The sequence below is a fragment of the Ruegeria sp. CK1 genome (assembly GCF_056536545.1).
The window spans coordinates 219,597-242,967 of the sequence record NZ_JBQFPX010000003.1 but is presented as its reverse complement, the minus strand read 5'-3'; the positions used below and the strand labels follow the sequence as shown (position 1 = coordinate 242,967).

General features: G+C 53.8%; 18 protein-coding genes. 7 read left to right on the top strand and 11 right to left on the bottom strand.

Going from position 1 to position 23,371, the window contains the following annotated elements; all coding sequences use genetic code 11:
• Window positions 1-35: 35 nt before the first annotated feature.
• A complete protein-coding gene (tssA, locus tag ACR0L3_RS10340; protein ID WP_480745634.1) occupies window positions 36-1,070 on the bottom strand; it encodes a type VI secretion system protein TssA in 1,035 nt (344 codons plus the stop codon).
• A 1,202-nt stretch (window positions 1,071-2,272) separates the two neighbouring features.
• On the opposite strand from tssA, the gene ACR0L3_RS10335 reads away from it, so the two are divergent.
• The 4 genes from ACR0L3_RS10335 (at window position 2,273) to ACR0L3_RS10320 (ending at window position 7,136) form a co-directional block, all read left to right on the top strand.
• Window positions 2,273-3,478 (top strand): YcaO-like family protein, encoded by a 1,206-nt coding sequence (locus tag ACR0L3_RS10335; protein ID WP_480745633.1) that lies wholly within the window; start codon window positions 2,273-2,275, stop codon window positions 3,476-3,478.
• Entirely contained in the window at window positions 3,475-4,785 is a 1,311-nt protein-coding gene (locus ACR0L3_RS10330) for a TfuA-like protein (RefSeq protein ID WP_480745632.1), read from the top strand. The genes ACR0L3_RS10335 and ACR0L3_RS10330 overlap by 4 nt, the downstream gene beginning before the upstream one ends.
• Before the next feature lie 43 nt (window positions 4,786-4,828).
• Window positions 4,829-6,124: a gluzincin family metallopeptidase gene (locus ACR0L3_RS10325; protein WP_480745631.1), complete on the top strand. Its 1,296-nt coding sequence runs from the start codon at window positions 4,829-4,831 to the stop codon at window positions 6,122-6,124.
• A gap of 151 nt (window positions 6,125-6,275) precedes the next feature.
• Window positions 6,276-7,136 (top strand): hypothetical protein, encoded by an 861-nt coding sequence (locus tag ACR0L3_RS10320; protein WP_480745630.1) that lies wholly within the window; start codon window positions 6,276-6,278, stop codon window positions 7,134-7,136.
• Window positions 7,137-7,195: 59 nt separating this feature from the next.
• Here the strand turns inward: ACR0L3_RS10320 and ACR0L3_RS10315 are convergent, their stop codons facing one another.
• The 3 genes from ACR0L3_RS10315 to phnY all read right to left on the bottom strand — a co-directional run bounded on the left by ACR0L3_RS10315 (window position 7,196) and on the right by phnY (window position 11,335).
• Window positions 7,196-8,971 carry an adenylate/guanylate cyclase domain-containing protein gene (locus tag ACR0L3_RS10315; RefSeq protein WP_480745629.1) on the bottom strand — a complete coding sequence of 592 codons (1,776 nt, stop codon included), beginning with the start codon at window positions 8,969-8,971 and terminating at the stop codon, window positions 7,196-7,198.
• 103 nt (window positions 8,972-9,074) lie between these two features.
• Window positions 9,075-9,719, bottom strand: a complete 645-nt coding sequence (locus ACR0L3_RS10310; RefSeq protein ID WP_480745628.1) for a GNAT family N-acetyltransferase — start codon at window positions 9,717-9,719, stop codon at window positions 9,075-9,077.
• A gap of 167 nt (window positions 9,720-9,886) precedes the next feature.
• Window positions 9,887-11,335 carry a phosphonoacetaldehyde dehydrogenase gene (gene phnY / locus ACR0L3_RS10305; protein WP_480745627.1) on the bottom strand — a complete coding sequence of 483 codons (1,449 nt, stop codon included), beginning with the start codon at window positions 11,333-11,335 and terminating at the stop codon, window positions 9,887-9,889.
• 271 nt (window positions 11,336-11,606) lie between these two features.
• On the opposite strand from phnY, the gene ACR0L3_RS10300 reads away from it, so the two are divergent.
• Window positions 11,607-12,281, top strand: a complete 675-nt coding sequence (locus ACR0L3_RS10300) for a GntR family transcriptional regulator (RefSeq protein WP_480745626.1) — start codon at window positions 11,607-11,609, stop codon at window positions 12,279-12,281.
• 4 nt (window positions 12,282-12,285) lie between these two features.
• Here ACR0L3_RS10300 and ACR0L3_RS10295 read toward each other — a convergent pair whose 3' ends face one another.
• From ACR0L3_RS10295 to ACR0L3_RS10270, 6 genes are all read right to left on the bottom strand, one after another.
• Window positions 12,286-13,242 carry an ABC transporter ATP-binding protein gene (locus ACR0L3_RS10295; protein ID WP_480745625.1) on the bottom strand — a complete coding sequence of 319 codons (957 nt, stop codon included), beginning with the start codon at window positions 13,240-13,242 and terminating at the stop codon, window positions 12,286-12,288.
• On the bottom strand, window positions 13,239-14,216 hold the full coding sequence (locus tag ACR0L3_RS10290) for an ABC transporter ATP-binding protein (RefSeq protein WP_480745624.1): 978 nt from the start codon (window positions 14,214-14,216) through the stop codon (window positions 13,239-13,241). Before ACR0L3_RS10290 ends, ACR0L3_RS10295 begins: the two co-directional genes overlap by 4 nt.
• 4 nt (window positions 14,217-14,220) lie before the next feature.
• Complete coding sequence (locus tag ACR0L3_RS10285; protein WP_480745623.1) at window positions 14,221-15,123, bottom strand: ABC transporter permease subunit; 903 nt, start codon at window positions 15,121-15,123, stop codon at window positions 14,221-14,223.
• The gene (locus ACR0L3_RS10280) at window positions 15,123-16,130 is read right to left on the bottom strand and encodes an ABC transporter permease subunit (protein ID WP_480745622.1); all 1,008 of its coding nucleotides are present in this window, start codon (window positions 16,128-16,130) and stop codon (window positions 15,123-15,125) included. The genes ACR0L3_RS10285 and ACR0L3_RS10280 overlap by 1 nt, the downstream gene beginning before the upstream one ends.
• Window positions 16,130-17,224: a M24 family metallopeptidase gene (locus ACR0L3_RS10275; RefSeq protein WP_480745621.1), complete on the bottom strand. Its 1,095-nt coding sequence runs from the start codon at window positions 17,222-17,224 to the stop codon at window positions 16,130-16,132. Before ACR0L3_RS10275 ends, ACR0L3_RS10280 begins: the two co-directional genes overlap by 1 nt.
• A 66-nt stretch (window positions 17,225-17,290) precedes the next feature.
• Window positions 17,291-18,874 (bottom strand): ABC transporter substrate-binding protein, encoded by a 1,584-nt coding sequence (locus ACR0L3_RS10270; RefSeq protein ID WP_480745620.1) that lies wholly within the window; start codon window positions 18,872-18,874, stop codon window positions 17,291-17,293.
• Window positions 18,875-19,488: 614 nt separating this feature from the next.
• Here ACR0L3_RS10270 and ACR0L3_RS10265 point away from each other — a divergent pair.
• Window positions 19,489-20,325, top strand: coding sequence for an HAD-IIB family hydrolase (locus ACR0L3_RS10265; RefSeq protein WP_480745619.1), 837 nt, complete (start codon window positions 19,489-19,491; stop codon window positions 20,323-20,325).
• A gap of 19 nt (window positions 20,326-20,344) precedes the next feature.
• Window positions 20,345-21,574, top strand: coding sequence for a glycosyltransferase family protein (locus ACR0L3_RS10260; protein ID WP_480745618.1), 1,230 nt, complete (start codon window positions 20,345-20,347; stop codon window positions 21,572-21,574).
• On the opposite strand, the gene ACR0L3_RS10255 is transcribed toward ACR0L3_RS10260, so the two are convergent.
• Window positions 21,558-23,294, bottom strand: coding sequence for a sugar phosphorylase (locus tag ACR0L3_RS10255; RefSeq protein ID WP_480745772.1), 1,737 nt, complete (start codon window positions 23,292-23,294; stop codon window positions 21,558-21,560). The two genes, ACR0L3_RS10260 and ACR0L3_RS10255, sit on opposite strands and share 17 nt — an antisense overlap.
• Window positions 23,295-23,371 lie beyond the last annotated feature (77 nt).

Genomic DNA, 23,371 nt, shown 5'->3' with positions numbered 1-23,371 from the left:
CTTTGCGATCCAGTGTTTCACACACATGAAACGGATCAATAAACGTCATCGTCGTCTTGTTTCAGACCACCGATTTGTCGCACCTCATCCAGACCTTCTTTCGCCATATCTTCGATAATTGTCAGAAAATCGGCATTAACAAGGCGCTTTGCCCGTTCCAGCAGAATAGGCAGCGGGCTGGATGGTTCGCAGCGTGCGTAGTAGTCCATGATGCGGTCCAGCATTCTGGTGACATCTTCCGGTGAGTTGATTGCACCACCGCCAGACGGACCTGCAGCACTAGTGGCTGCGGCAACCGGCGATCCGATATCGTCGTCAGTTTCGTCATCGGCAACTTCTCCGATATCGGCATACCGCGCCAAGGACTGCTTAATGTTCTTGAGCGCCACAATCAGAGGCTCAAGATCGGGACCTTCACCAGGTGTTTTTTCGGAAAAAATCGTGTCGATTGCAGCGATGTCGTCCAGCGCCGAAGCAATCGCATCGGCATTTTCCGACAAAACCTCGTCATCGGTGTCTTTAAATGCTGCGGCTACGCTGTTTGCATCGGGAATATCGTCCAAGTCCGCCGGCATGTTAATCCGGCCTTCCGCAACGTCCAGATGGCGCAGCGTCATTCGCCCAAACATGCGACTGTCTGTAAGACCGGTTCGCCGCAGCGCACGAACCATCCGGTCTGATGAGGCTAATCCACGCACTGCATTTATGCGCATCGTGGCGTCACCATCATCCTCGTCAAGTTCTGGATGGCAGGTGTCCCAAAAATCCTCAAGCAGAGATTTCACATAACCGATGGAAGCAGCGAAAGCAGGCAATCCCTTCGTGTGAAGTACAGCCTCGGCCAGATATATCCCAGCGCGCAGATCGTGACTTTGATCCATGACAGAAATGGACTTGGTTTCAACATCGCCCCAATCTTGCTCTTCAGCGGCGACAATCTCGTCCCCCATCTGACGCTCTTCGCCGGGTTGTGCTGCAATTTCGAGATCTGTGAAAGCCGGATCATACTCCAGATTCTCTCCGCTAGGAGGCTCTTCGCTCCTGGGTTCCAGATATGAAGATAGGTCCATTTTGTCCCCGATAACCTTTTGCCTGTCAGACTTTTTTTGTTCTTATCGCATCGCTTACACCAACGCTCAAGGCCGTGTTTATGAACTTGTTCACACGACCCGAAAACTGGTTAACAATATGCGTACTATCCGCTGCCCTATTGAGTAATCAGCCCCATACCCCGGTCAAAGTCAAACTTTATGTACATGTTTTTCCAAGCATGTGTTCTAGGTTACACCATAACATGCTGTCGATTTCGCGACGCGGCGCCTAAAGATGGAAATTTAGGCGGATGACGGCGATAACCGTCGGGATCAGAATTGGTGATTTCAGCAAGGTCATTGAGCCAAATCGTATCGCGAACTTTGCACTGCTATTTTTGAGATTACCTGTCCTAGTACTTTTGGGTGACAAACCCTGATCAACTGCGGTGTTGTCGGTTTTGATTCAATTGAGGTTTACGCTAACGCTGCGCTCCACCGATCTTCGAACGTTATTCAAGTGAGGTACGTTCTCACGACCGAACTTATGGTAGTCGACCGGAAGGTATTCACCTTTGTTTACACACAAACGTACTACTCCCACATCGAAACCTAAGCGTGTTTCGCGTATTGGCTAGAGAATGTAGTAAGCCCGCTATCTGGAGCGACCGCAAATTCCTTTGATTGCTGTTTAGACGGCACTGGACAGGTGGTTACCATTGATTTTGAGCGAATAATTTAAAATCGAATACCCAAGCGTGAATTAGCCCTTTTGGACTATGTTGAACAAATCGATACCAATGAAACCAAAGCCTTTCTGCGTCACTAGCAAGTCGATCAAGAAACCAACCTTGCAGGTACTTGGGCAGCATTAAGTCTAGGATTTTCTCATACAAGTCGACGGAGCGCCGGTTTTAAAGTTCACACCCCCTTTCACTTTTAAATTTGCTCCATTTAGGCGAAAAATGGGCCGGCATAGCCGCTAAGTAATTGGCTGAACATCACGCCTTAATGCACTCGCATGAGACTTTGCGTAATTGGATGTTCGATCATGGGATAGAATTCGTAAGAGGCCAGCTAATAAGTTGGCGACACAGCAACATGTGCCACAGTCGACCATCACCAACTGTTAGAGCCGGGCGGTTGACCGAGCGGGTGTGATCCCTCATCCTGTGCGTAATCGACTGACCCGGCGCAGTTATTTTCACGTTGCGGTCACCTATTTTAGCAAGGTCAGTAAAATGCCGGATGGATCGCAGAAGCAATATGTGCTGGATACGCATCGGCTGCGTGATCCCGAAGAAACCCTCGCGATCGTTAAACCGTTTTTGAAAGAAATGGGCATCACTCGGATTGCTAATCTGACTGGGCTGGACCGGATCGGATTACCGACGGTGATGGTGTCGCGGCCAAACTCTCGATCAGTTGCGGTATCGCTGGGCAAGGGCCTATCGTTACGTGCAGCTGAAGCGTCTGGCGTTATGGAGGCAATCGAATCCTGGCATGCCGAACGGGTGCAGCTACCCCAACGACTTGCAAGATACCCAGAGCTTTCACTGGAAGCGAAAGTCGTCAATGTCGCCGGACTTCCACGCGTAACCGGTGGACGCTTTGATCCTAACGCGAACATGCTTTGGGTATTGGGTCGAGACTTGGGTGAGGATGCCCCCTGTTGGGTTCCGCTTGAGATGGTCGACACAGACTACACTTCAGCGCCGGTCGGCGGACAAAAGGCCTTTCCTCGAACCACCAACGGGTTGGCTTCGGGGAACAACTTGGCTGAAGCCAGCTGTCATGCCATCTGTGAATTGATTGAAAGGGACGCGACAACGCTGTGGAACCACATGGCAGCGCCATCGCGTCTTGACCCAGACAGTGTTGATGATCCGCGTTGCCGTCAGGCTATCGAAATGATTACTGCGGCGGGGTTGGAGATCGGGCTTTGGAATACAACTTCGGACATAGGCATTGCGAGTTTCCGCTGCATGATATGCGAGGGTGGCGGGCAACCTGGGCATATTGGCATCGGTGATGGCTGCCACTCGGATCGGGCGATGGCCTTGTTGCGGGCGTTAACCGAAGCGGCGCAAACACGTCTAACCTATATTTCCGGCGCACGAGATGATTTGAACCCCGAGGAATTCACGGATACCGCCAAAGCAGACCGGGCCCGCTATGTACGCAGTTTGATTGAAAATACCGTTGCCAGCGCAGACTTTGCCGACTGCCCTTCCCACGTCACCGGGTCTTTCGACGAAGATCTTGAATTTTTGCTACAACGCCTCGCAAGTGCGGGCATTTCGCAGGTGGTTTTGGTGGACCTGACGCGCACGGAATTTGATATCGCGGTTGTTCGTGCGGTTATCCCAGGTCTTGAGGCCCCGCACGATGATCCGGACTATGTCCCCGGCGTTCGGGCGTTGCGCGTGGCAGAGGGTTTGACATGACCGTTGTGGTTTTTGTTGGCCCGACGCTGTCGCCTGAGGCAGTGTCAGATTATTTGGATGCCAAACTACTTCCACCCGTCCGCCAAGGCGACGTCTATCGTGCCGTGCGGGACAAGCCAGACGCGATCGGCATCATCGATGGGTTTTTTGAAGGCGTTCCGTCCGTCTGGCACAAGGAAATACTTTGGGCGATCGAACAGGGTATTCCGGTATTCGGCAGTTCCAGCATGGGAGCTTTGCGCGCTGCCGAACTAGCCGACTTCGGTATGATTGGCGTTGGACAAATCTTCGAGGATTATCATAGCGGAGTTTTGCAGGATGACGATGAGGTCGCAGTGCTTCACAGCCCTGCTGAACTTGGATTTCAGCCACTGAGCGAACCAATGGTGTCAATCCGCGCGACCGTTGCAAAGGCTCAAAGTAACGGGATTTTATCGTCGGCCTCGGCTGGTGAGATTTTGCGCCATGCAAAAGGGATGCACTATCGCCATCGGGTTTGGGCCGATATTCTAGATGCATTGGATGAATTGCCAGGTATGACGGCATTCTCTGAATGGCTGCCCTCAGGTCGCATCGACGCCAAGGCAGAGGATGCGCGCGCTATGCTTGTTCGCATGTCAGATCATCTGGCCGAAGATCCCCTGCCCTCTTTCAACTCTGTACGGACCGAGCGCACCCTGATGTGGAAGGAACTATGCAAACGGATCGATACAGTTCAGCCGGTAATTGACGGCACTGTTTTAGACGAATTGCGTTTGGAGCCAAAACTGTTCGCGCGCATGCGAGAGCGCGCTGCGCTCGCCCTTTTGTCTGGCGAGGATGCCGGTCGACGCGACCGTCACCCTGATCGTTCCGATTTGGTCAAACAAATGGACGATCATAGGGCCAATGTGGGTTTGTTACGTCGGTCTGATCTGATGGATTGGATCAATGCGAATGATTTGAGCCCGGAAAACTTCGAAGATTTGATGGCCGATGGCGCCCGGATTCAGGCAACTGTTGCTTTGCGGGCAGGTCAACTGGACGCCCAAATTCTGTCGGAACTACGTCGATCAAACGAATACACGAGGCTTCGGGATCGAGCGATCAACAAGGCGCAGTCTACCATTCCAGCAAAAGATTCAGCCGCAGATCGTTTAAACGTGCTGTTGTGGTATTTTGAATCCTATCTTGACCAAGACGTACCTGATGATCTTGATTCCTATGCAGAGGCGCTTGGTTTGGCTGGGCGCGATGCGTTTTACGAATTGATAGAAGCTGAATTTTTGTATTGCCAGTCCGGTACTGATGCGGGGGCCGCAGACTAAAGGCCCCTGGATTTGACTGGGCACGACACGGGAAGGGCGTTGAATGAACTACCCCGAACAGATCGAAGAGGAAGAGCCCGGCACGCGGTTTTTACTTTTCCCACAATCTCCGTTTTTAGAACCGGACGCTGAACTGGAATTGGTTGAGGTTTCAGCGCCTCAAGGCACCATTGGTCCAGGTCCATCCGGGCCGCGTATGTACACCGTTAACCCAGTAGGAAAAACCACCCCATACGGTGCGATTGTGCCGGGGCCGAATGGCTCTGGAATGTACTTGCCCCCGTGGGATGGCTATATCCAACCCCCGGCCATGCCGGATGAGTTCGGTAATTTCATCCATATCGATCCGTCCGACCCCGCTTTTGAAGCCGCTCATTTGTTTGGGTCGGCCCATTTTACAATGGATGTTTGGCAGGGTTACTTTGACCGTCCGATCCCTTGGCATTTTGCTCGTGACTTCGACCGTCTAGAGTTATCGCTGCTGCCCAGTCTGGACAACGCCCATATCGGTTGGGGATTTCTGGAAACCGGTGGCACTCATGAGCACGGCAATGAATACCGACCTTACAGCCTGAATTTCGACGTTGTCGCGCATGAAATCGGTCATGCCATTATCTATAGTGTCATCGGAATGCCATCGGACGGGGATGCCGGGGGCGAGTATTACGGGTTTCATGAATCAGCGGCAGATCTGGTGGCTTTGCTGGCGTCACTGCATTTCGGGTCTGTGGTGGATAAGCTGCTCGAGAACACGCGTGGAAATCTATATACATTCAACCGCCTCAGCCGGTTTGCCGAACTGTCAGACAACGCACAAATCCGCATGGCCGCAAACAACCGGTCGCTGTCAGAGTTTGCTTCTGGATGGTCCAGCGAACACGCGCTGTCCGAACCCCTGACCGGCGCGATGTTCGATATTTTTGTCGATATTTATCACGAGCGCCTGTTGCTGCACGGTCTGATCTCGGCTGAAGACGAAGACTTGTCGGACCAGCTGGAAGACTCACCTAATTATCGTGAGGTTATGCAAGGAATATTCGATGAGCGATATGCGGAAAACCCAGAAGGTTTTCGCATATCGTTGCTAGAGGCGCGCGACTATCTGGGTACTTATCTGGCGGATGCGTGGGAGAAGTTGGATGCGGATATGCTCAGCTATTTTGGTGTCGAAAAGGCCCTGTTGGCCGTTGATCAGGAAATAACTGGCGGTGCCTTTCGCCGCATCATCGAGGGCAACTTCCGCATGCGTGACATTGGGCTGACAACTGCCGGTCCACGCCTGCCTGACCCAGATGAAGACAGTCATTCGCATTCAGTTCGTACGCTCGTGCCGGATTGATAGCAAAATCCTTTATTTTGAGGCGTTTTTGTGGCATGCAATCTGGGGGTGATTTTTGGAATTCATTTACGCGAGCTTTTTCGCTCGGGTTTGTTTAAAGGGGGAGATGAGGGTTCTGACTCTATCGATCCCGTAGTTGGGAGAAAACGATATGTCTGAGTCCTTGCTTAGCTTTTCAGAAGTGTTGTTATTCGGACGTGAAGTCAAAGACCTTGAAATAAAGCAGATCAAAGTAAGATTGGCGGACGAAATCGGAGAGTCTGACAGTTTGCCCACCGGCATTAAGAGAGTTGATGGGGTCAAGTTACGCGATGGCGACCGGGTTTTAATACAGAAAGGTGACACTGAAAACGGTGTTTCCGGTATATACAAGGCCGCAAAACAAGCGGATGACACTTTCAATCTGGTCGGCAGAAAGACAGTCGATTTTGAAGCCAGTGTTTATGTTAAACGCGGCCGAGATTTTAAGCGTACTTTCTGGGTTCAATCGGAAGATTCGTCGACCAACCAATTATTCAAAGAAAAAAAGCGTCAGAGAGGCAACGGCATAAATAATTTCATAGGCGACCAATTTGGAGGCGATGCTCGCCTGGCTCGAATTTACGGCTTTGCCTACGACGGTACGTATTATGAACTGCCTGAACCAACAATATTTTTAGTGCATGGTGAAGGCCAAGTAGCAGCGGCTGAAAGCGGTAATCAAGGTACCGATGCCCGTTCTCCGATGAACCCTTCAATAAGTGGAGTTGCATCAGCCGATTACCAAGTGTCGAGTGGTATAAAGGTTTGGAACTACGACAAGGCCGATTTCACCATCCGCATGGACGTGATGACGGGTCAGTTTGAGCAAGTGTTACTTGATATCTATTTCGGATTCGACAGCCCGGCGATCAGCGGCGCGAAAGTGTCAGGTGCCAAAGTCAGCGGCGCAAAAGTCTCGGGTGCGAAAGTGAGCGGAGCAAAGGTCAGCGGCGCGAAGGTCAGTGGAGCGAAAGCACGCGGCAACGATTGACTTCGACCATCAACATTACAAAAGGGGCGCGTGTGATACGCGCCCTTTAATTTGGTTACTCAGAACCCTGCCTTTTTCAGACCTTCGACGAAATGCTGGGTGTCTTCTTCCAGCTTGTCCGGCTGCACTGTACCCCATCGCGCCAGCGAGAAGTTTGGGTGTGCCGCGCGGTGTTTATCTGCGATCTGACGGGCCATATTGGTTTGGCCAAGCTGTGCATAGCTTGCTGCCAGCATCCGCTGCCCCTCGGTGGGGTTATTCATCTTGTTAACGGTTTCAATCACATCTTCGTAGCGCCGAAGATTGTAGTAAGCACCGCCCAAGTGCCACAGGTATTGGTCTGGGAAATAAGGGTTCAGACGCATGGCCTGCTGAATATGTGTGATCGCTGTCTCGTTATCTCCGGAATGAGCTAACGCGTCTGCAAAATCCGAATGCATGTCGGCGTCGTTTGGATTAAGGGCCAGAGCGCGCTGATAGGATTGCAGCGCGGCGTCGTGTTCCTTGCGGTAAAGGTGTACATAACCCAATTCGCCAAAACCGCGCGCATCCGTGGGGTCCAGTTCAATCGCCCGCTGCGCGAAGGTTAATGCTTGGTCCAATGCGCCCGCGGGATCTTCTGTCCACGAATATCGCCAGTCGATGTTCAGTGTCCTGGACAGGGCCGCAGCGGCACGCGCGTAACCTTCGTCTCGTTCCAGCGCAGACTGGTAAAAGTTTTGAGCTTTCCGGTTGTCGTTCCGTGTGTACTTAAAAATATAGTGCTGGCCCTGAAGGACCGATCCATATGCCTCAAGGTCCGACGGAATCGCCTGAATCATGCGCTGCTTTTCGTGCGACTCGATCATGACTGCAGTGGCGGCGACGATACACTCTGTCACTTCGTCCAGAATATCAAAAATATCATCAATCTTGCGGTCGAACCTTTCGCCCCAAATGGTGCGCTCAGTGGCGGCATCAATCAATTCTGCGGCTATTCGGATACGACTGGCAGAACGCCGTACGCTGCCTCGGGCGATGTAGCGCACGTTCAACTTTTGTGCGGCTTCCTTCGGAGGCATCGACTGTGTCTTAAAGAAAAACGACGAATTCCGCGCAATCACAAACAAGTTGCGGAACTTGGACAGGTTCATGATGATGTCGTCAGTCAGCCCTTCAGCAATCCAACTGTCTGACTCGTCCCCTCCTTGGCTGCTGAAGGGAAGCACGGCAACCGACGGCGTGTCAGGGCGTTCCATTACATCCCCAAATACGTCAGGTCGCATTGTTCCCGCCATCGTCGCGCCTGCAACTTCACTGCGTACACAGTACGTCGATACAGGAGAGAGGATGTTCTTCAGCTGCTTTGGCCCCAGAAACTCATATCCGTAACGCAAGCGGTTGCAGACTTGATCATAGACTGCGGAGCTAACGTAAACCCTTTCGGGTTCGGCAATTTCTTGCAGTCGGGCCGCAATGTTAACGTTGTCTCCGTGAATTCCGCGATCATCAATCAGGATCTCGCCCAAGTGCACCCCGGCGCGGAAGTTGATTCGTTGGCTCTCTGCGCGATTCTGGTTGTGTTGGGTCGCGATGCGGTGCAGTTCCACCCCGAATTCCACCGCGCTTGTGGCGGTTTCAAATAAGGCCAGAACGCCATCGCCGCGTACTTCGACCACACGACCTTGGAAACGTGCACACGTTTCCTCAAGCTGATATAGAAGGGATTTCAACGCGTTGTACGTGTCCAACTCATTCTCGCTCATGAGGCGCGAATAACCGACAACATCGGCGAACAAGACTGCGCCCAGCTTCTGCGTTATGGGAGGATTTGGACTCGTGGTGTTCACATTCATAACTCGTCTCAGGGGCCGTGTTCGAACCCTATGGTCACCTTATAGCAAAAATGTGCTTTTGCGGTCTTAGCGTAGTAATACACCCGATCAGTCACATTCATGTTTAATTACACTTATCAACCTGTGGTGGCCATGACCAGCGCGGGCACCCGCCTGATCCGAATGTTACAATTGTTTCCGGACTCAATTCTTTCGCAAGGGTCAATCGCCGGTTTGCCCAGTCCTGTCTTAAAAGACCGACCACAATCATATCGTGAAATGTCCCGTCCGAATACCAAGCCTCCCGCATTGAGCCTTCGATTTGACACCCCAATCTTTCCACAAGGTCACGACTGATATGATTATCCTGTCTGTAGTAGGAAGTAAGTCGGTTCAGGCCAAGCTGGCGGAACGCGAAATCCGCAAGCAGCGCCGTCGCTCTGATCGCGAGCCCCAATCGGCGAGCCGACTTTTCGACGAACATCGCGATGATCGCATCCCGATTGATCGGAGAAATCGCTTCGAGCCCGGCCATTCCCATGACCTGACCATCATCCGACTCGACGACAAACCAGCATTTCCCATTGCCGCCCGAGGCACTAAACGCGTCGCGCCAGACCTCTTCGGTTTGCTCGAGGTTGAATGGTATTCGCGATGTTCGGTCAAACCGGCCGAGGTCCTCGATGTCCTGAAACCAGGGGGTTATGACCTCTAAATCCGCTTTATCCAGTGGACGCAGAATGAATGCTTTGCTGGGCTTGTCTGGCAATGGATCAACTACCCTTAACTAAAATCAAAAAATATACATCCCAAACCCTAACACACGTATGCAGAAAAGACGAAGTTAGAAAACAAGCTGTGGGCGATTATGCACCGATGAGGGAAAATAGAGAAAAACCAGCCCATGCACATCAAATTTATCAGGGGGGGATGCTGTCACTCCGGCCAGGGCAAGGAATAGGTTTTAACGTTGGTAAAGAACTTCATCGCCTCGATAACGCCTTCTTTGACGCCATTGCCGCTATTTTTGACACCTCCGAAGGGCGACATCTCGATCCGGTAGCCCGGCTGCTCCCAAATGTTGCAGGTACCGACATTCAGACAATTGATATAGGCAATCGCCCGGTTCAAGTCGTTGGTGCACACGCCCGAAGACAAACCAAATTCGGTGCAGTTTGAAATTGCCATAACTTTCGCGTCGTCATCAGGCACGCGCACAATCGGGATAACGGGGCCAAAGGTCTCCTCCATTACCAACTCGCTGTCATGTGGCACCTTGTCGATGACGATTGGCGGCAACAGTGCTCCTTGACGTCCAGGGTGATAGAGGACTTCCGCGCCCTGTTCCTTGGCCATGTGAACGCGTTTTTCGAACAGCTCAGCCGCTTTGGCGTGGATTACACATCCCAGTTGGGTTTCAGGGTCTTGTGGGTCTCCGAACTTAATTGCTTTGGCGTTTTTCAGAACCAATGGCACAAACTTTTCAGCCACACTCTCTTGCACAAGAATGCGCTTGATTGCAGTGCAGCGCTGACCCGAATTTCCGGTGGCACCAGCGACAGCAATACTTGCAGCCTTTTCCAAGTCGGCATCGCTCAGGTCATTTAATACAATCAGGGGATCGTTGCCGCCCAATTCCAACGCCTGCCGCTTGTAGCCAGCTTTCTCGGCGATCATCTTGCCGACAGGAACACTTCCGGTGAACGTGATGATGTCGATATGGTCATTGCAGACCATCTCATCCCCAATGTCCTGCGGCCAGCCAGTGACCACCTGAAACATCTCGGGTGGAAGACCAGCCTCATACAGGATATCGGCCAGGGCCAACGCCGTCAGTGGGGTCAACTCGGTCGGTTTGCAAACCATGCAATTGTTTGTCGCAATCGACGGTGCGATCTTGTGGCTAACCATATTCAGAGGGTGATTGAACGGCGTGATCGCGCTGATCGCTTTGACCGGCTCGCGCTTAGTGAAAATCTTGCGCTGTTTGCCGTTGTGGGTCAGGTCGCACGAGAAAATTTCACCGTCATCCTTCAAAGCCTCGGCCGCCGCAAACTGGAACACGTCCTGCGCCCGTTTGGTTTCGTAGATCGAATGCTGTTGACATATGCCCAGCTCCAGCGTCAGCCATTTTGCCAGATACGCACGCTTTTCACCGATAAGCTCGCCTGCACGTTGCAAGATTTGGCTGCGCTCGTATCGGGTCAATGTTGGAGTGTAATCCGCTGCGATTTGAAAAGCCGTGCGCGCATGCTGAGCGGTTCCAGCTGGAACGGTTCCAATGACCTCGTTGGTATAAGGGTAGTGCACGGGAATTGTGGTTTCAGAAAAGACGACCTCTCCTCCGATGCGCATACCTTCGTTTCGAATGTCGGATGTGTTCATGATCCCGTCCATATCTACCGGCGCTGCAATAACTTAAAAATGCCTAAGTTCCTAAGGTGCCTCGGGCAATCTGCGGTAAATTCAACGACCCGTCCAATGTATTATTTGAACCAAAATTCGGCGCCTTCCCAAATTGGGCCTACTTTTGCGGCTACATTGGAAATTGGATGAAAAACACACACGTTATCGTCACAGAGCCCGGCTAAGGGCTTGGAAACTTCCTGTACATTTTGTATTTTGGATACAAGTTTAAACGCCCGAGACCGTCCGAATGCCCCGAACACGAGCAATCCCCCGACAAAGTCTGCCTGATGTCATTACCAATGATCTGCGTGAGAGGATTCTAAGCGGTGAAATGGTCGAGGGAGAAACCATTCGCCAAGAAGCACTGGCAGAAGATTACGACGTATCGCGGATGCCAATCCGTGAAGCGCTAAAACGGCTGGACGCTGAAGGCTTGGTACGACTGACCAACAACCGGGGAGCCTCGGTCACCTCGCATTCCCTGTCAGAGATAGGTGAGATTTTTGACCTTCGCATCCTGCTGGAGGTGGATCTGTTCCGACGTGCAATTGAACAGATGGACGACGCCCATTTCGCCGAATGCGAACGCCTTTTGGACGAAATGGAAAAATCGTATGATGCATATGACGTGGGTCGTTGGGGCAGTTTGAACAATGCCTATCACATGGCGCTTTATTCAGCGGCCGGGCGTGGATTGAGCAATGAAATCTTACAACGCGTCAATATTCAATCTGACCGTTATGTCCGCATGCACCTGAGCGTCATGGAACAACGCGAACCGGCCAAAAAGGACCATCGTGAACTTTTGTCTCTGGCGCGTGCGGGCCGCGTCGAAGACGCTTGCACCCTACTAACTCAACACATTCGGCGAACCAAAGAGCAGTTATTGGGGATGATCATCGCGACGCGTAAAGACGAATAGTATGTCAGTCCAATGGGTGCAGACAGGCCACCTGATGCGTTGTCCCGCTTAATTCCGGAGGTGCAGCCCGGCACTCATCAGTTGCCAGCCAGCACCGTTGCGCAAATGCGCAGCCTTTGGGAATGTTCATCGGTGACGGTAGCTCGCCTTCCAACTTGATCCGCTCTTTTCGCGCCTCAGGATCAGCGCGCGGCGTGGTCGAGAGCAAGGCCTTGGAATATGGATGACGGGGCGCTGCGAATAACTGCTCCTTTGGTGCTTTTTCAACGGCGCGACCAAGATACATAACGATCACGTCATCCGCGAAATGCTTCACCACGGACAGGTCATGAGAGATGAACAGATAGGCGAGGTTTAGACGTTCCTGCAGCTCGACCAGTAGATTCAGGATTTGCGACTGGATCGACACGTCCAGCGCCGAAACGGGTTCGTCCAGCACCAGAACTTTGGGGTTCAGCATCAGCGCCCGAGCAATCGCGATCCGCTGGCGCTGACCGCCCGAGAACATATGCGGGTAACGGTCATAGTGTTCGGGGCGCAGACCCACGAGGTCGATCATCTCACGCGCCCGCGCCTCACGATCGGCAGCGGACATGTCGGGGCGGTTGATAATCAGCGGCTCCTGCAGGATCTGTCCGATCCGTTGGCGCGGATTGAGCGATCCGTAGGGGTCCTGAAAAACGATCTGCACGGTTTCGCGCATCTGTGCCCATTTTGACGGAGTGATCTCGACCCCGTCAATTGTCAGGCTTCCGGCGGTCGGTTCCTCGATCATCGTAACCACCCGAGCCAACGTCGACTTCCCGCAGCCAGACTCGCCGACGATGGCAAGCGTCTTGCCGGGTTGCAGGTCGAAATCTACACCGGACAGGGCTTTGACGGTTGCTGGTTTCGACAGCAACCCACCTTTTACGGTGTAGAACCTGGCCAACGCACTGGCCTGAACGATAGGGGCGGTCATGCCAGTTCTCCGGCGGTTATTCTTTCAACATGGTGGCAGCGGGCCTTGCCGAACTCGGCGCTGTGCGGGGTCGGCGGCAACGACCGGCAAATATCATCCGCGTATTTGCATCTGGGGCTGAACAGGCAACCCTTGGGCCGGTCAAACTGGCCGGGAACGACGCCGGGAATTGTTGGTAACATTTTGGATGTTGCCCGTTCCGGCAATGCACTTAACAAGGCCGACGTGTAGGGGTGACGTGGTGTGCGGAACAAGTCTTTCACCGGCTGTTCTTCGACCTTCTGACCAGCGTATTGCACCTGCACGCGCTCTGCGGTTTCGGCAACGACCCCCATATCGTGGGTGATCAGCACCAGACCCATTCCTTGTTCGTCACGCAGACGGACGAGCAAATCCAGAATTTGCGCCTGAATGGTGACGTCCAGTGCCGTTGTCGGTTCATCCGCGATCAGAAGCTTAGGATTACAAGCGATAGCCATGGCAATCATGACCCGTTGGTTCATTCCACCGGACATCTGGTGTGGAAAGGTGTTCAGACGGCTTTCGGGCGCTGGGATGCCGACTTGATCAAACAGTTCAATCGCGCGTTGGTGACGATCTTTGCGGTTCAGCCCAAGGTGGATGCGCAGAGCCTCTTTGATCTGGAAGCCAACGGTGAAACAAGGGTTCAGCGATGACATCGGCTCTTGAAAGATCATTGCAATATCCTTGCCGATGATCTTGCGGCGGTCACGGGCCGAAATTTTGGTGAGGTCTATGCCTTCGAAGCTGAGTTGGTCGGCGGTGATTGTCGCGGTCCACGGTAGCAGGCCCATCAGTGCCAGCATCGACACCGACTTACCCGAGCCGCTTTCACCCACGATGGCCATCAACTCGCCTTTGTCGACAGACAGGTCGACACCGTCTACGGCGCGGAACTGTCCCGAAGCTGTGGCGAATTCGACGGTTAGATTTCGGATGTCCAACAGGCTCATGTCGTCAGCTCCGCTTTAGTTTCGGATCAAGCGCGTCGCGCAAACCGTCACCCATCAGGTTGATGGCGAGCACGGTGACCAGGATGGCGAGGCCGGGGAATGTCACAACCCACCAGGCGCGGAGAATAAACTCGCGCGCCTCGGCCAGCATGGTGCCCCATTCGGGTGTGGGCGGTTGCGCACCCATACCCAAGAATCCAAGGGCCGCGGCGTCCAGAATTGCTGTAGAAAACGACAACGCAGCTTGAACAATGATCGGTGCCAGGCAGTTGGGCAGCACGGTTTTGAACATCAGGCGTGCTTTGCCTGCGCCAGCCACACGAGCGGAAGTAACGTAGTCTTTTTGCCGTTCCGACAGCACCGAAGCACGCGTCAGGCGCACGTAGTGTGGCTGGAAAACGATGGCAATAGCGATCATCGCGTTGGTCAGCGACGGACCCAGAATTGCAACCAGCACAAGCGCCAGCAGCAACGACGGGAAAGACAGAATAATATCCATCACCCGCATGATCAGCGTGTCGACCCATTTGGGCGCAAAGCCCGACAGTAGCCCGATGATCACACCCCCAGTCACGGCCACACAAACAACTACGATGCCCACAAAGAAGGAATATCGAGAACCCATAATCAGCCGTGACAGCATGTCCCGACCCAAGGGATCGGTACCCAAGGGGAAGGTCCAGCTTCCACCCTCTTGCCACGCAGGAGGTTGCAGGATGTGATCCCGGAACTGCTCAGTTGGATCATAGGGGGCTAACAACGGCGCGAAGGCCGCGCACAAGACGAAGGCGGCGAAAACCCACAAGCCAAACACCGCGCCGCGGTTTTCGCTGAAATAGTACCAAAACTCGCGCAGGGCGCTGGGGCGGTCTTCGGTTTTGGGTGTGTTTGCGGAAAGTTCAGCCATCACCGCCTCCGGATTTTGGGATTGATGATGCCGTAAAGAACATCGACCAGCAGGTTCACCAGCATTACGATCACAGCGATCATCAGCAGACCGCCCTGTACCACCGGGTAATCGCGGCGGAAGATGCTGTCGACCATCCACTTGCCGATACCCGGCCAGCTAAAAATCGTCTCGGTCAGAATTGCGCCTGCCAACAGGGTACCGACCGATAGGCCAATCACAGTGATCACCGGGATCAGAGCGTTGCGCAGAGCGTGCAGCCCGTTGATCCGCGCAGGTGCAAGGCCCTTGGCGCGGGCGGTGCGGATATAGTCTTCGCCCAACACTTCCAACATTGCAGAACGCGTCTGACGGGCAATCACCGCCAGAGGGATGGTTCCCAGAACAATTGTCGGCAGGATCAGGTGGCGCACGGCCGATCCAAACGCTCCCGCCTGCCCCGACAATAAGCTGTCGATCAGCATGAAGCCGGTGACGCTTGGGAAGTAGTACAGCAGGTCGATCCGACCAGAGACCGGAGTCCAGCCCAGATTGCCCGAAAACACGATTATCAACAGCAGCGCCCACCAAAAGATCGGCATCGAATAGCCGACAAGCGCCGAGGACATCAGAGCGCGGTCAAAGAACTTACCCCGGTTGACCGCTGCGATGACGCCCGCGGGCAGGCCCAGAGCGACAGCAAAGATCATCGCACAAAGCGAAAGTTCTAGCGTGGCCGGAAACAAGGCAAAAAACTCGTCCCAAACCGGCTTTTTGGTCACAAAGCTTTCGCCCAGATCGCCATGCAGGACGCCGACTAGATAGTCCCAATATTGCTGCAGAACCGGTTTGTCGAAGCCCAGCTTTTCGACCATTTCCTGATAGCGTTCTTCGGTCATGCCGCGTTCGCCAGCCATGACGATGATGGGATCGCCCGGCAGGACCCGGATGAACATAAACGAAATAAGCGTTACACCCAGAAAGGTCGGGATGAACATGCCCAGACGGGAGAGAAAATAGCCAAACATCAGCGACCTATGATTGTAAGATCCTTGGGAAAGCTGGTCAGCGACCGGCAGCCGGTTTCAGTCACGACAACATCATCTTCGATGCGAACACCGAAATTGTCCAGTTCATAAAGCCCAGGTTCGTTGGTCCATACCATGCCCGGAAGGATCGTCTGATCATTCCCACGCATGATGTACGGGGCTTCGTGCACGTCACGACCCAACCCGTGGCCGGTCTTGGTGCGGATACGATCGGCGTAAGGTGACGCCTCAAGCACTCCGATAACGGCATCGTCAATGTCGTGAGCAGTGACGCCGGGGCGGCAAGCATCGAACCCTGCCAAATTGGCTTTCAAGACGGTGTCATAGACAGCCCTGCCCTCGTCCGAGACGTCTTCGACAAAGAAAGTACGGGTTATATCGGCAGCAAACCCATGTTTGCGGGCACCGAAATCAAACAGCAATGCGTCGCCGGCTTTGATCCTGTAGTCTGCCCGCGCCTTGCCGTGAGGACGCGCCGAGTTGTCCCCAGCAGCGACAATAGGCGAAAAGGCGAGCGACGCCGCGCCTTCCGCAAAAAGCGCCTGAACCAAAGCCTGTTCAATTTGCTGCTCGGTCTGGCCGACGCGCACATCTTCAATGACACGTTCCAGCGCGCGTTCCGATATATCGATTGCGGTTCGCAGTGCGGCGATATCATCCTCGGTCTTGATGATGCGCAGGCCGGAAATCTCACGCTCGGCATCCACAATGCGCAGGCCAGGTAGCGCGTTAGAGAACGCGACGGATACAAAGACCCTCATCACCTGTCCTTCGACGGCCAAAGAACGCAAGGGCAAGTGTTCAGCCAGCGCTGCGAAAGCTTGATCATAACCGGTCTGGTCGCGCCAATCGAAGACAGCACCTTCGAACCCGACCAGGTCCCACGACCCCAGTTCCAGATTTGGAACAACAGCAGCCGGAGCGCCCTCTGCCGGGATCACGACCACAAAGGGTCGCTCGTGGCTCATGAAGGGTTTTCCTAAAGCGCGGGTAAAATTCGGGCCAGGCACAAGCGCCACGGCATCTACTGACATGTCCTTTGCCAGTTGACGGTACTCGGACAAATCCGGCATTCAGGCCGACCTCCAAAAAAGAAAACCGGAGCCGCCGATAGGCGGCTCCGGCCAATGTGTTGTCGCTTACTCGACGCTTACACCGTAGAAGATGTGGCCGCCCAGCGGGTGGACCTTATAGCCCTGCACTTCGTTGCGCATCGGCATGAAAACAACCGAGTGTGCGATGGTCGCCCATGGCGCTTGCTCTTTGAAGATCACCTGAGCATCTTCGTACAGCTTGGTACGCTCGGCTTGGTCTGTGGTTTGCTTTGCCTTCAGGATCAGATCTTCGAACGGCTGGTGGCACCATTGCGCACGGTTCGAAGCTTCGCGTCCGTCACAACCCAGCAGTACGGCCAGGAAGTTGTCTGGATCGCCGTTGTCACCGGTCCAGCCCAACAGAACTGCACCGTCACGGTTCAGTTCCTTCGAACGCGACAGGTACTCGCCCCACTCGTACGAAACAATCTCGACGCCCACGCCAATCTTGTCGAAATCCGCTTGGATCAGTTCCGCCATGCGGCGAGCGTTGGGGTTATATGGGCGCTGCACGGGCATTGCCCAGATCTTCATCGACAGGTCTGAAATGCCTTCGGCTTCCAGCATCGCTTTCGCCGCTTCAGGATCATAGGCGTCGTCGGTGATGGCATCGTTGTAACCCCACATGGTCGGCGGGATCGGGTTTTTGGCAACCTGGCCCGAGCCTTGGAACACCACGTCGATTATGGCATTTTTGTCGATCGCCATGTTCAGCGCTTTGCGAACGTTCGGATTATCGAACGGCTCCACAGTGGTGTTGTAGGCCAAGTAACCGACGTTCAAGCCCTCTTGCTCCATCATGTTGATGTCGGCGTCATCCTTCATCGCCTGAATGTCGGCGGGGTTCGGATACGGCATGATGTGGCATTCGCCAGCCTTCAGCTTTTGATAGCGAACCGATGCGTCCGGAGTGATTGCAAAGATCAGGTTTTCAACAGCTGCCGGATCTTTCCAGTAGTCAGCATTCTGCGCGTAGCGGATCACTGCATCCTTCTGGTAAGCCACAAATGAGAACGGCCCGGTGCCGATCGGCGCAGTGTTCAGCTTTTCAGGCGTGCCCGCTTCCATCATCGCATCCGCATATTCTGCAGACAGGATCGAGGCAAAATCCATCGCCATATTGGCAACAAAAGGGGCCTCTGGCTTGGTCAGAGTGAATTTAACCGTGTAGTCGTCGACCTTTTCAATCGACTCGACCAGTTCCGGCATGCCCATGCCTTTAAAGTACTCCCAAGTGCCACCCGACACTTGGTTGTAGGGGTGGCCTTCATCCTTTTGACGCATGAACGAGAAGATCACGTCATCGGCATTAAAGTCACGAGTCGGCGTGAATTCATCGTTGGAATGAAACTTAACGCCCTGGCGCAGTTTGAATGTGTATTCCAGACCGTCATCACTGGCCTCAACACTTTCGGCCAAACCCGGAACAACGTTGGTCGTTCCAGTTTCGAATTCCAGCAGGCGGTTGTAGACTGGGTGCGAGGACGCGTCAAAAGTTGTACCAGCGGTGAACAGCGCAGGATCGAAGCCCTCGGGTGATCCTTCAGAGCAATACACCAACGTGCTTGCCTGTGCCGCAGCGGCCGACAAGGCGATCGCAGCGGTTGCGGCCATCAATTTCAGTTTCATGTGGGTCTCCCAGAAATGTTTTTGTCTGACATTCGCAGTGCTCTTTTTTGGCAGAGCATTCTTTGACGACTCGTGTCGTTGCGATATCTCTGCCCAATGTATCCAAAATACAAAATCCATTGTCAACTAGATCACCCAAGCTATGTCGGGCCTTTCTGACGATGCTTTGGATATAATCTCAGATTGGGAGTTTTTTGGCGTTTGAGCAAGGGGGTAGTATTGTTTGCTTCTAAAGACAACCCGGCACCCTCAGATAAGCGGCAATGGCCTTCCCATCTTTGGCTGCAGGAACTAATCGGCGAAACGTGGGCACCACGCCAACCGCCGGAATTTTTTGACTATCTACGAGCATTCGGTCCAGCAGTGGGCACCTCGAATACCCGGGGCGATGCGCATAACTCAGATCAACTTTCAGCGGGTCAAACGGAAAGCTGACCAACCATGAAAGACTGCGCGTTAACATTGGTGCCCGCTATGTCTGCTGACCCGATCGTCATATATGTGATCGCAAGTTCAACGACTATCTGTTGCGACCGACCAGTGATCGGGCGGCGACAGCCTTTACCGAGAGACATTGGCAGCCAGCGCCCATTTTTTGGGCGCAGTCTGTCAGTTTGACCGAAAATTTATCACTGCGGATTTACAACCCGCATCAGGGCACCTTTACTCTCGATGTAATGACCAATGCTACGACCACCGCCCTACCCCTATTGGTGTTTTCCGATTTGGATGGGACGCTACTGAATCACCATGATTACAGCTGGGATGCTGCCAAACCTGGACTTGCCCGGTTGACAGAGCTGGACGCAGGTCTGGTTCTGGCCAGCAGCAAGACAGCTGCTGAAATCCGCCCATTGCAACAAGAATTGGGGCTAACAGACATGCCCGCCATTGTAGAAAATGGCGCCGGCGTTTTGTGGCCCGGCACACCCGATGTGGAAAACGATAGCTATGCGCGCCTCCGAACAGCTTTGGCAACGCTGCCCGCAGGCTTTGTCGGGTTCGGCGATATGACCGATCTGGAAGTTGCAAGGAAAACAGGCCTCAATGCGACACAGGCGGCGCGTGCACGTCAGCGAAAATTCAGCGAGCCGGGCCTTTGGGTTAATTCAGAGCCGGAGTTACAGGCTTTTCTAGAACAAGCTGCTCAACTTGGCGTTAAAGCTCGGCAAGGCGGGCGTTTTCTGACCCTTTCTTTTGGGAAAACCAAAGCCGATGCAATGGTTGAGGTCATCGATCATTTGCGGCCCGCGCGCACCATAGCTTTGGGCGACGCACCTAACGATCAAGAAATGATTGAGGCCGCGGATCAGGGAGTTGTCGTTGCCAACCCAGACGGCCCCTCCGTCCCTCTCTTCTCGCCTGCGACGGAGGCGCGTATTCTCAGAACAACTCAGAGCGGACCGCGCGGCTGGTCAGAGGCGATCCTGACACTGACGGCCGAGCTATGACAACAAAAGGGCGTTAAACATGGCTGATTTTCATCAGAACGGGAACATCACCACCCTGCATAATCTGCGCAGCAGGCCCGCTGGTCATCTGGCACACGAAATTTCGGTCTATGCGGAAACGCGCAAGATCACTCTGATCCTTCCGTGCCTGTATTCCGAATTGGAAGGGCCAGCATTGGCAGGCATTTTGACGGAACTGTCCCAAGTTCCCTATTTGCATCGTATCATCATCGGTCTGGATCAAGCGAACGAACAGCAATATCGCCACGCCCGATCTTTCTTTGCCGATTTGCCGCAAAACCATGCTGTGATCTGGAACGACAGCCCGCGTCTGACCGAGTTGCAAGAACATCTGCAAAAGTTAGGACTAGCACCGCAAGAACCGGGCAAAGGCAAGAACGTCTGGTCATGCATTGGTTATTTGCTGGCCTGCGCCGACAGCTCAGTCATGGCCATTCATGACTGCGATATCGTCACGTATGAACGGCAAATGCTGGACCGACTTGTCTATCCGGTCGTCAATCCAACCTTTCCATTTCAAATGGCCAAAGGGTTCTATCCCCGAATAGGTGAAGGCAAACTGAATGGTCGTGTCACCCGCCTATTGGTCAGCCCGCTGCTGATTGCATTGAAAAAAGTGATTGGCGATCGCGATTACCTCGATTACCTGCGCAGCTTCCGCTATCCGCTGTCAGGTGAGTTCGCCATCCGCACTCCTACCCTGCCCGATCTTCGCATCCCTTCAGATTGGGGATTAGAGATTGGCGTTTTGTCCGAGGCTTGGCGAAACTTGGCGCCGAAATCCGTTTGTCAGGTCGAGATCGCCGACAACTACGACCACAAACACCAAGACTTGTCACCTGAGGATGCCAATCGCGGCCTTTCCCGCATGTCGACTGATATCTGTAAGGCAATCTTCCGCAAACTGGCCGCAGATGGCACGGTGTTCACGCCCAACACGTTCCGCACACTCAAGGCCACCTACTACCGATCCGCGTTGGACCTGCTAGAAGGCTACTACACCGACGCAAAGATGAACGGGCTGGAATTGGACCGCCACAAGGAAGAGAAATCAATCGAGCTGTTCGCCGAAAACATCATCCGTGCCGGTCAAGTATTCCTCGACAACCCGCATGAGACACCGTTCATCCCGACATGGAACCGCGTCCATTCGGCTGACCCCGAGTTTCTGCTTCGCCTAAAAGCTGCCGTATCAGACGATCTGGACGAGTTCACGCCACGTTCGTAATCCATCGGCACTGATAAGGAGCCAGCACGATATCGGGGCCGTTGGTGGCCAAGATCTCTCCGGTCAGGACGTCTGTCCAGACTTCTTCGGCGATCATGTTGATCTCGGCAGGGCTAACATAGACCTGCTCGGCTGAAACGTTGTGCAGCGCAAAGATTGACTGGCTACGGTCCAGGCTCTGCCGCCATATGCCAAAAACGCGGTCGTCCAGTCGTAGGGTGAATTGCGTTGCATTGGGATGAAACGCGTGCTGCTGCGCGCGCAGACGCAGGCGACGGGAAAGCTCTGACAGAACAAGCGCCTGATTTGATCCCGGGTCAGCCAGACGGGCGAGCAGATCGGGGTAATGCCAACGGTGCCGGTTTATCGCCCGGTTCATCCCCCGCCTCTCGACAGCGTCATGGTCGTTGGGCGTCGCCAACAGGGAATGGATATAAAACGCCGGTATACCTTCCAGCGACATCACGATGGTTTGCGAGCAGATAAAACGCGCCAGATGGTACTGATCCTCACCCGCGAAGGTCGCGCGCATCGCTTCGAAGTACCCGCAGTTTAACTCGTAGGGTTCTTCATGTCCGTCCGGCAGCGCCCGCATCGACACCAACCCGCCTATCCGTCGTACGGTATCGATCATGTGTTCTTTTTCTTCTGGCGGCAGAACGCCTTCGGCGGGACGCATACCAATACCATCGTGGCTGGCGGTGAAATTCAAATAGGCGCACCCCAACTGCGCAGGCGGCATGGCGGCTTGCCATTCCCGCAGATACCGTGCCGTGCCTGACTGCATCGCATGCAAGATCAGTGGCGGCAGAGGAAAATTGTAGACTGCGTGCGCCTCGTTTCGGTTACCGAAGTAACTCAGGTTCTCGGTCCGCGGCACGTTGGTTTCCGTCAACAGCACCAGTGTTTCGGTGGCATAGTCACACAGCAAACGCAGCAATTGCACAATCGCATGGGTCTGCGGCAAGTGAATGCAATTGGTGCCGATCTCTTTCCATACAAAAGCGACTGCATCCAGCCGCAGAATGCGTACACCCTTGTCGATATGCAGGCGAATAATCCGCAGCATTTCGATCAGCACTTCGGGGTTTGAGAAATCCAGATCAACCTGATCGTGGCTGAAGGTGCACCACACGTATTTTTCGCCCTCATTTGTGTCCACCTGCCGTAGCAAAGGCGTGGTCCGCGGGCGTACGACGTCGGATAAGTCATCCTCTGGCGAGGCTTCGAAAAAGAACCGGTCGTGCGGTGACTTTCCTTGAAGATAATTGGTGAACCACGCGCCCTGACTTGAGACGTGGTTTAATACCAAATCAGACATAAGGTGAAAATCATCAGCAATACGCGTAATATCCGGCCAGTCGCCTAATTGCGTACTGACCGAGTAATAATCCGACACTGCAAAGCCATCGTCAGATGTAAAGGGAAAGAACGGCAGGATGTGCACACCGTTCACCACGCCATTCAGGTGCCGGATCAAAAAATCATGCAGCAAGTCCAAAGGTTTGTGGGCCTGATCCTCGATCGAGTTGCCATATGTAATGAGGACGCTGTCTTTTTCCGACCATAGTTTGTTTCCCGGCTTACGACCTTGTTTTCGCCGGTGCGTGTTTGGGGGCCAAAAAGCGTCCGAGATTTCACGAGCCAATACTGCTTTGTCATGGTCGGGATAAATCTGAACAAGCAAGTCGTTCAGGCGGCGGGAAAAACTGGTGTTTATACTGGTCAAGGGTCACGAAGCCTTTACTGCATCCGTCTGATGGTTTGACAGAAAGGTCCGTCTGTCAAACGGCAACA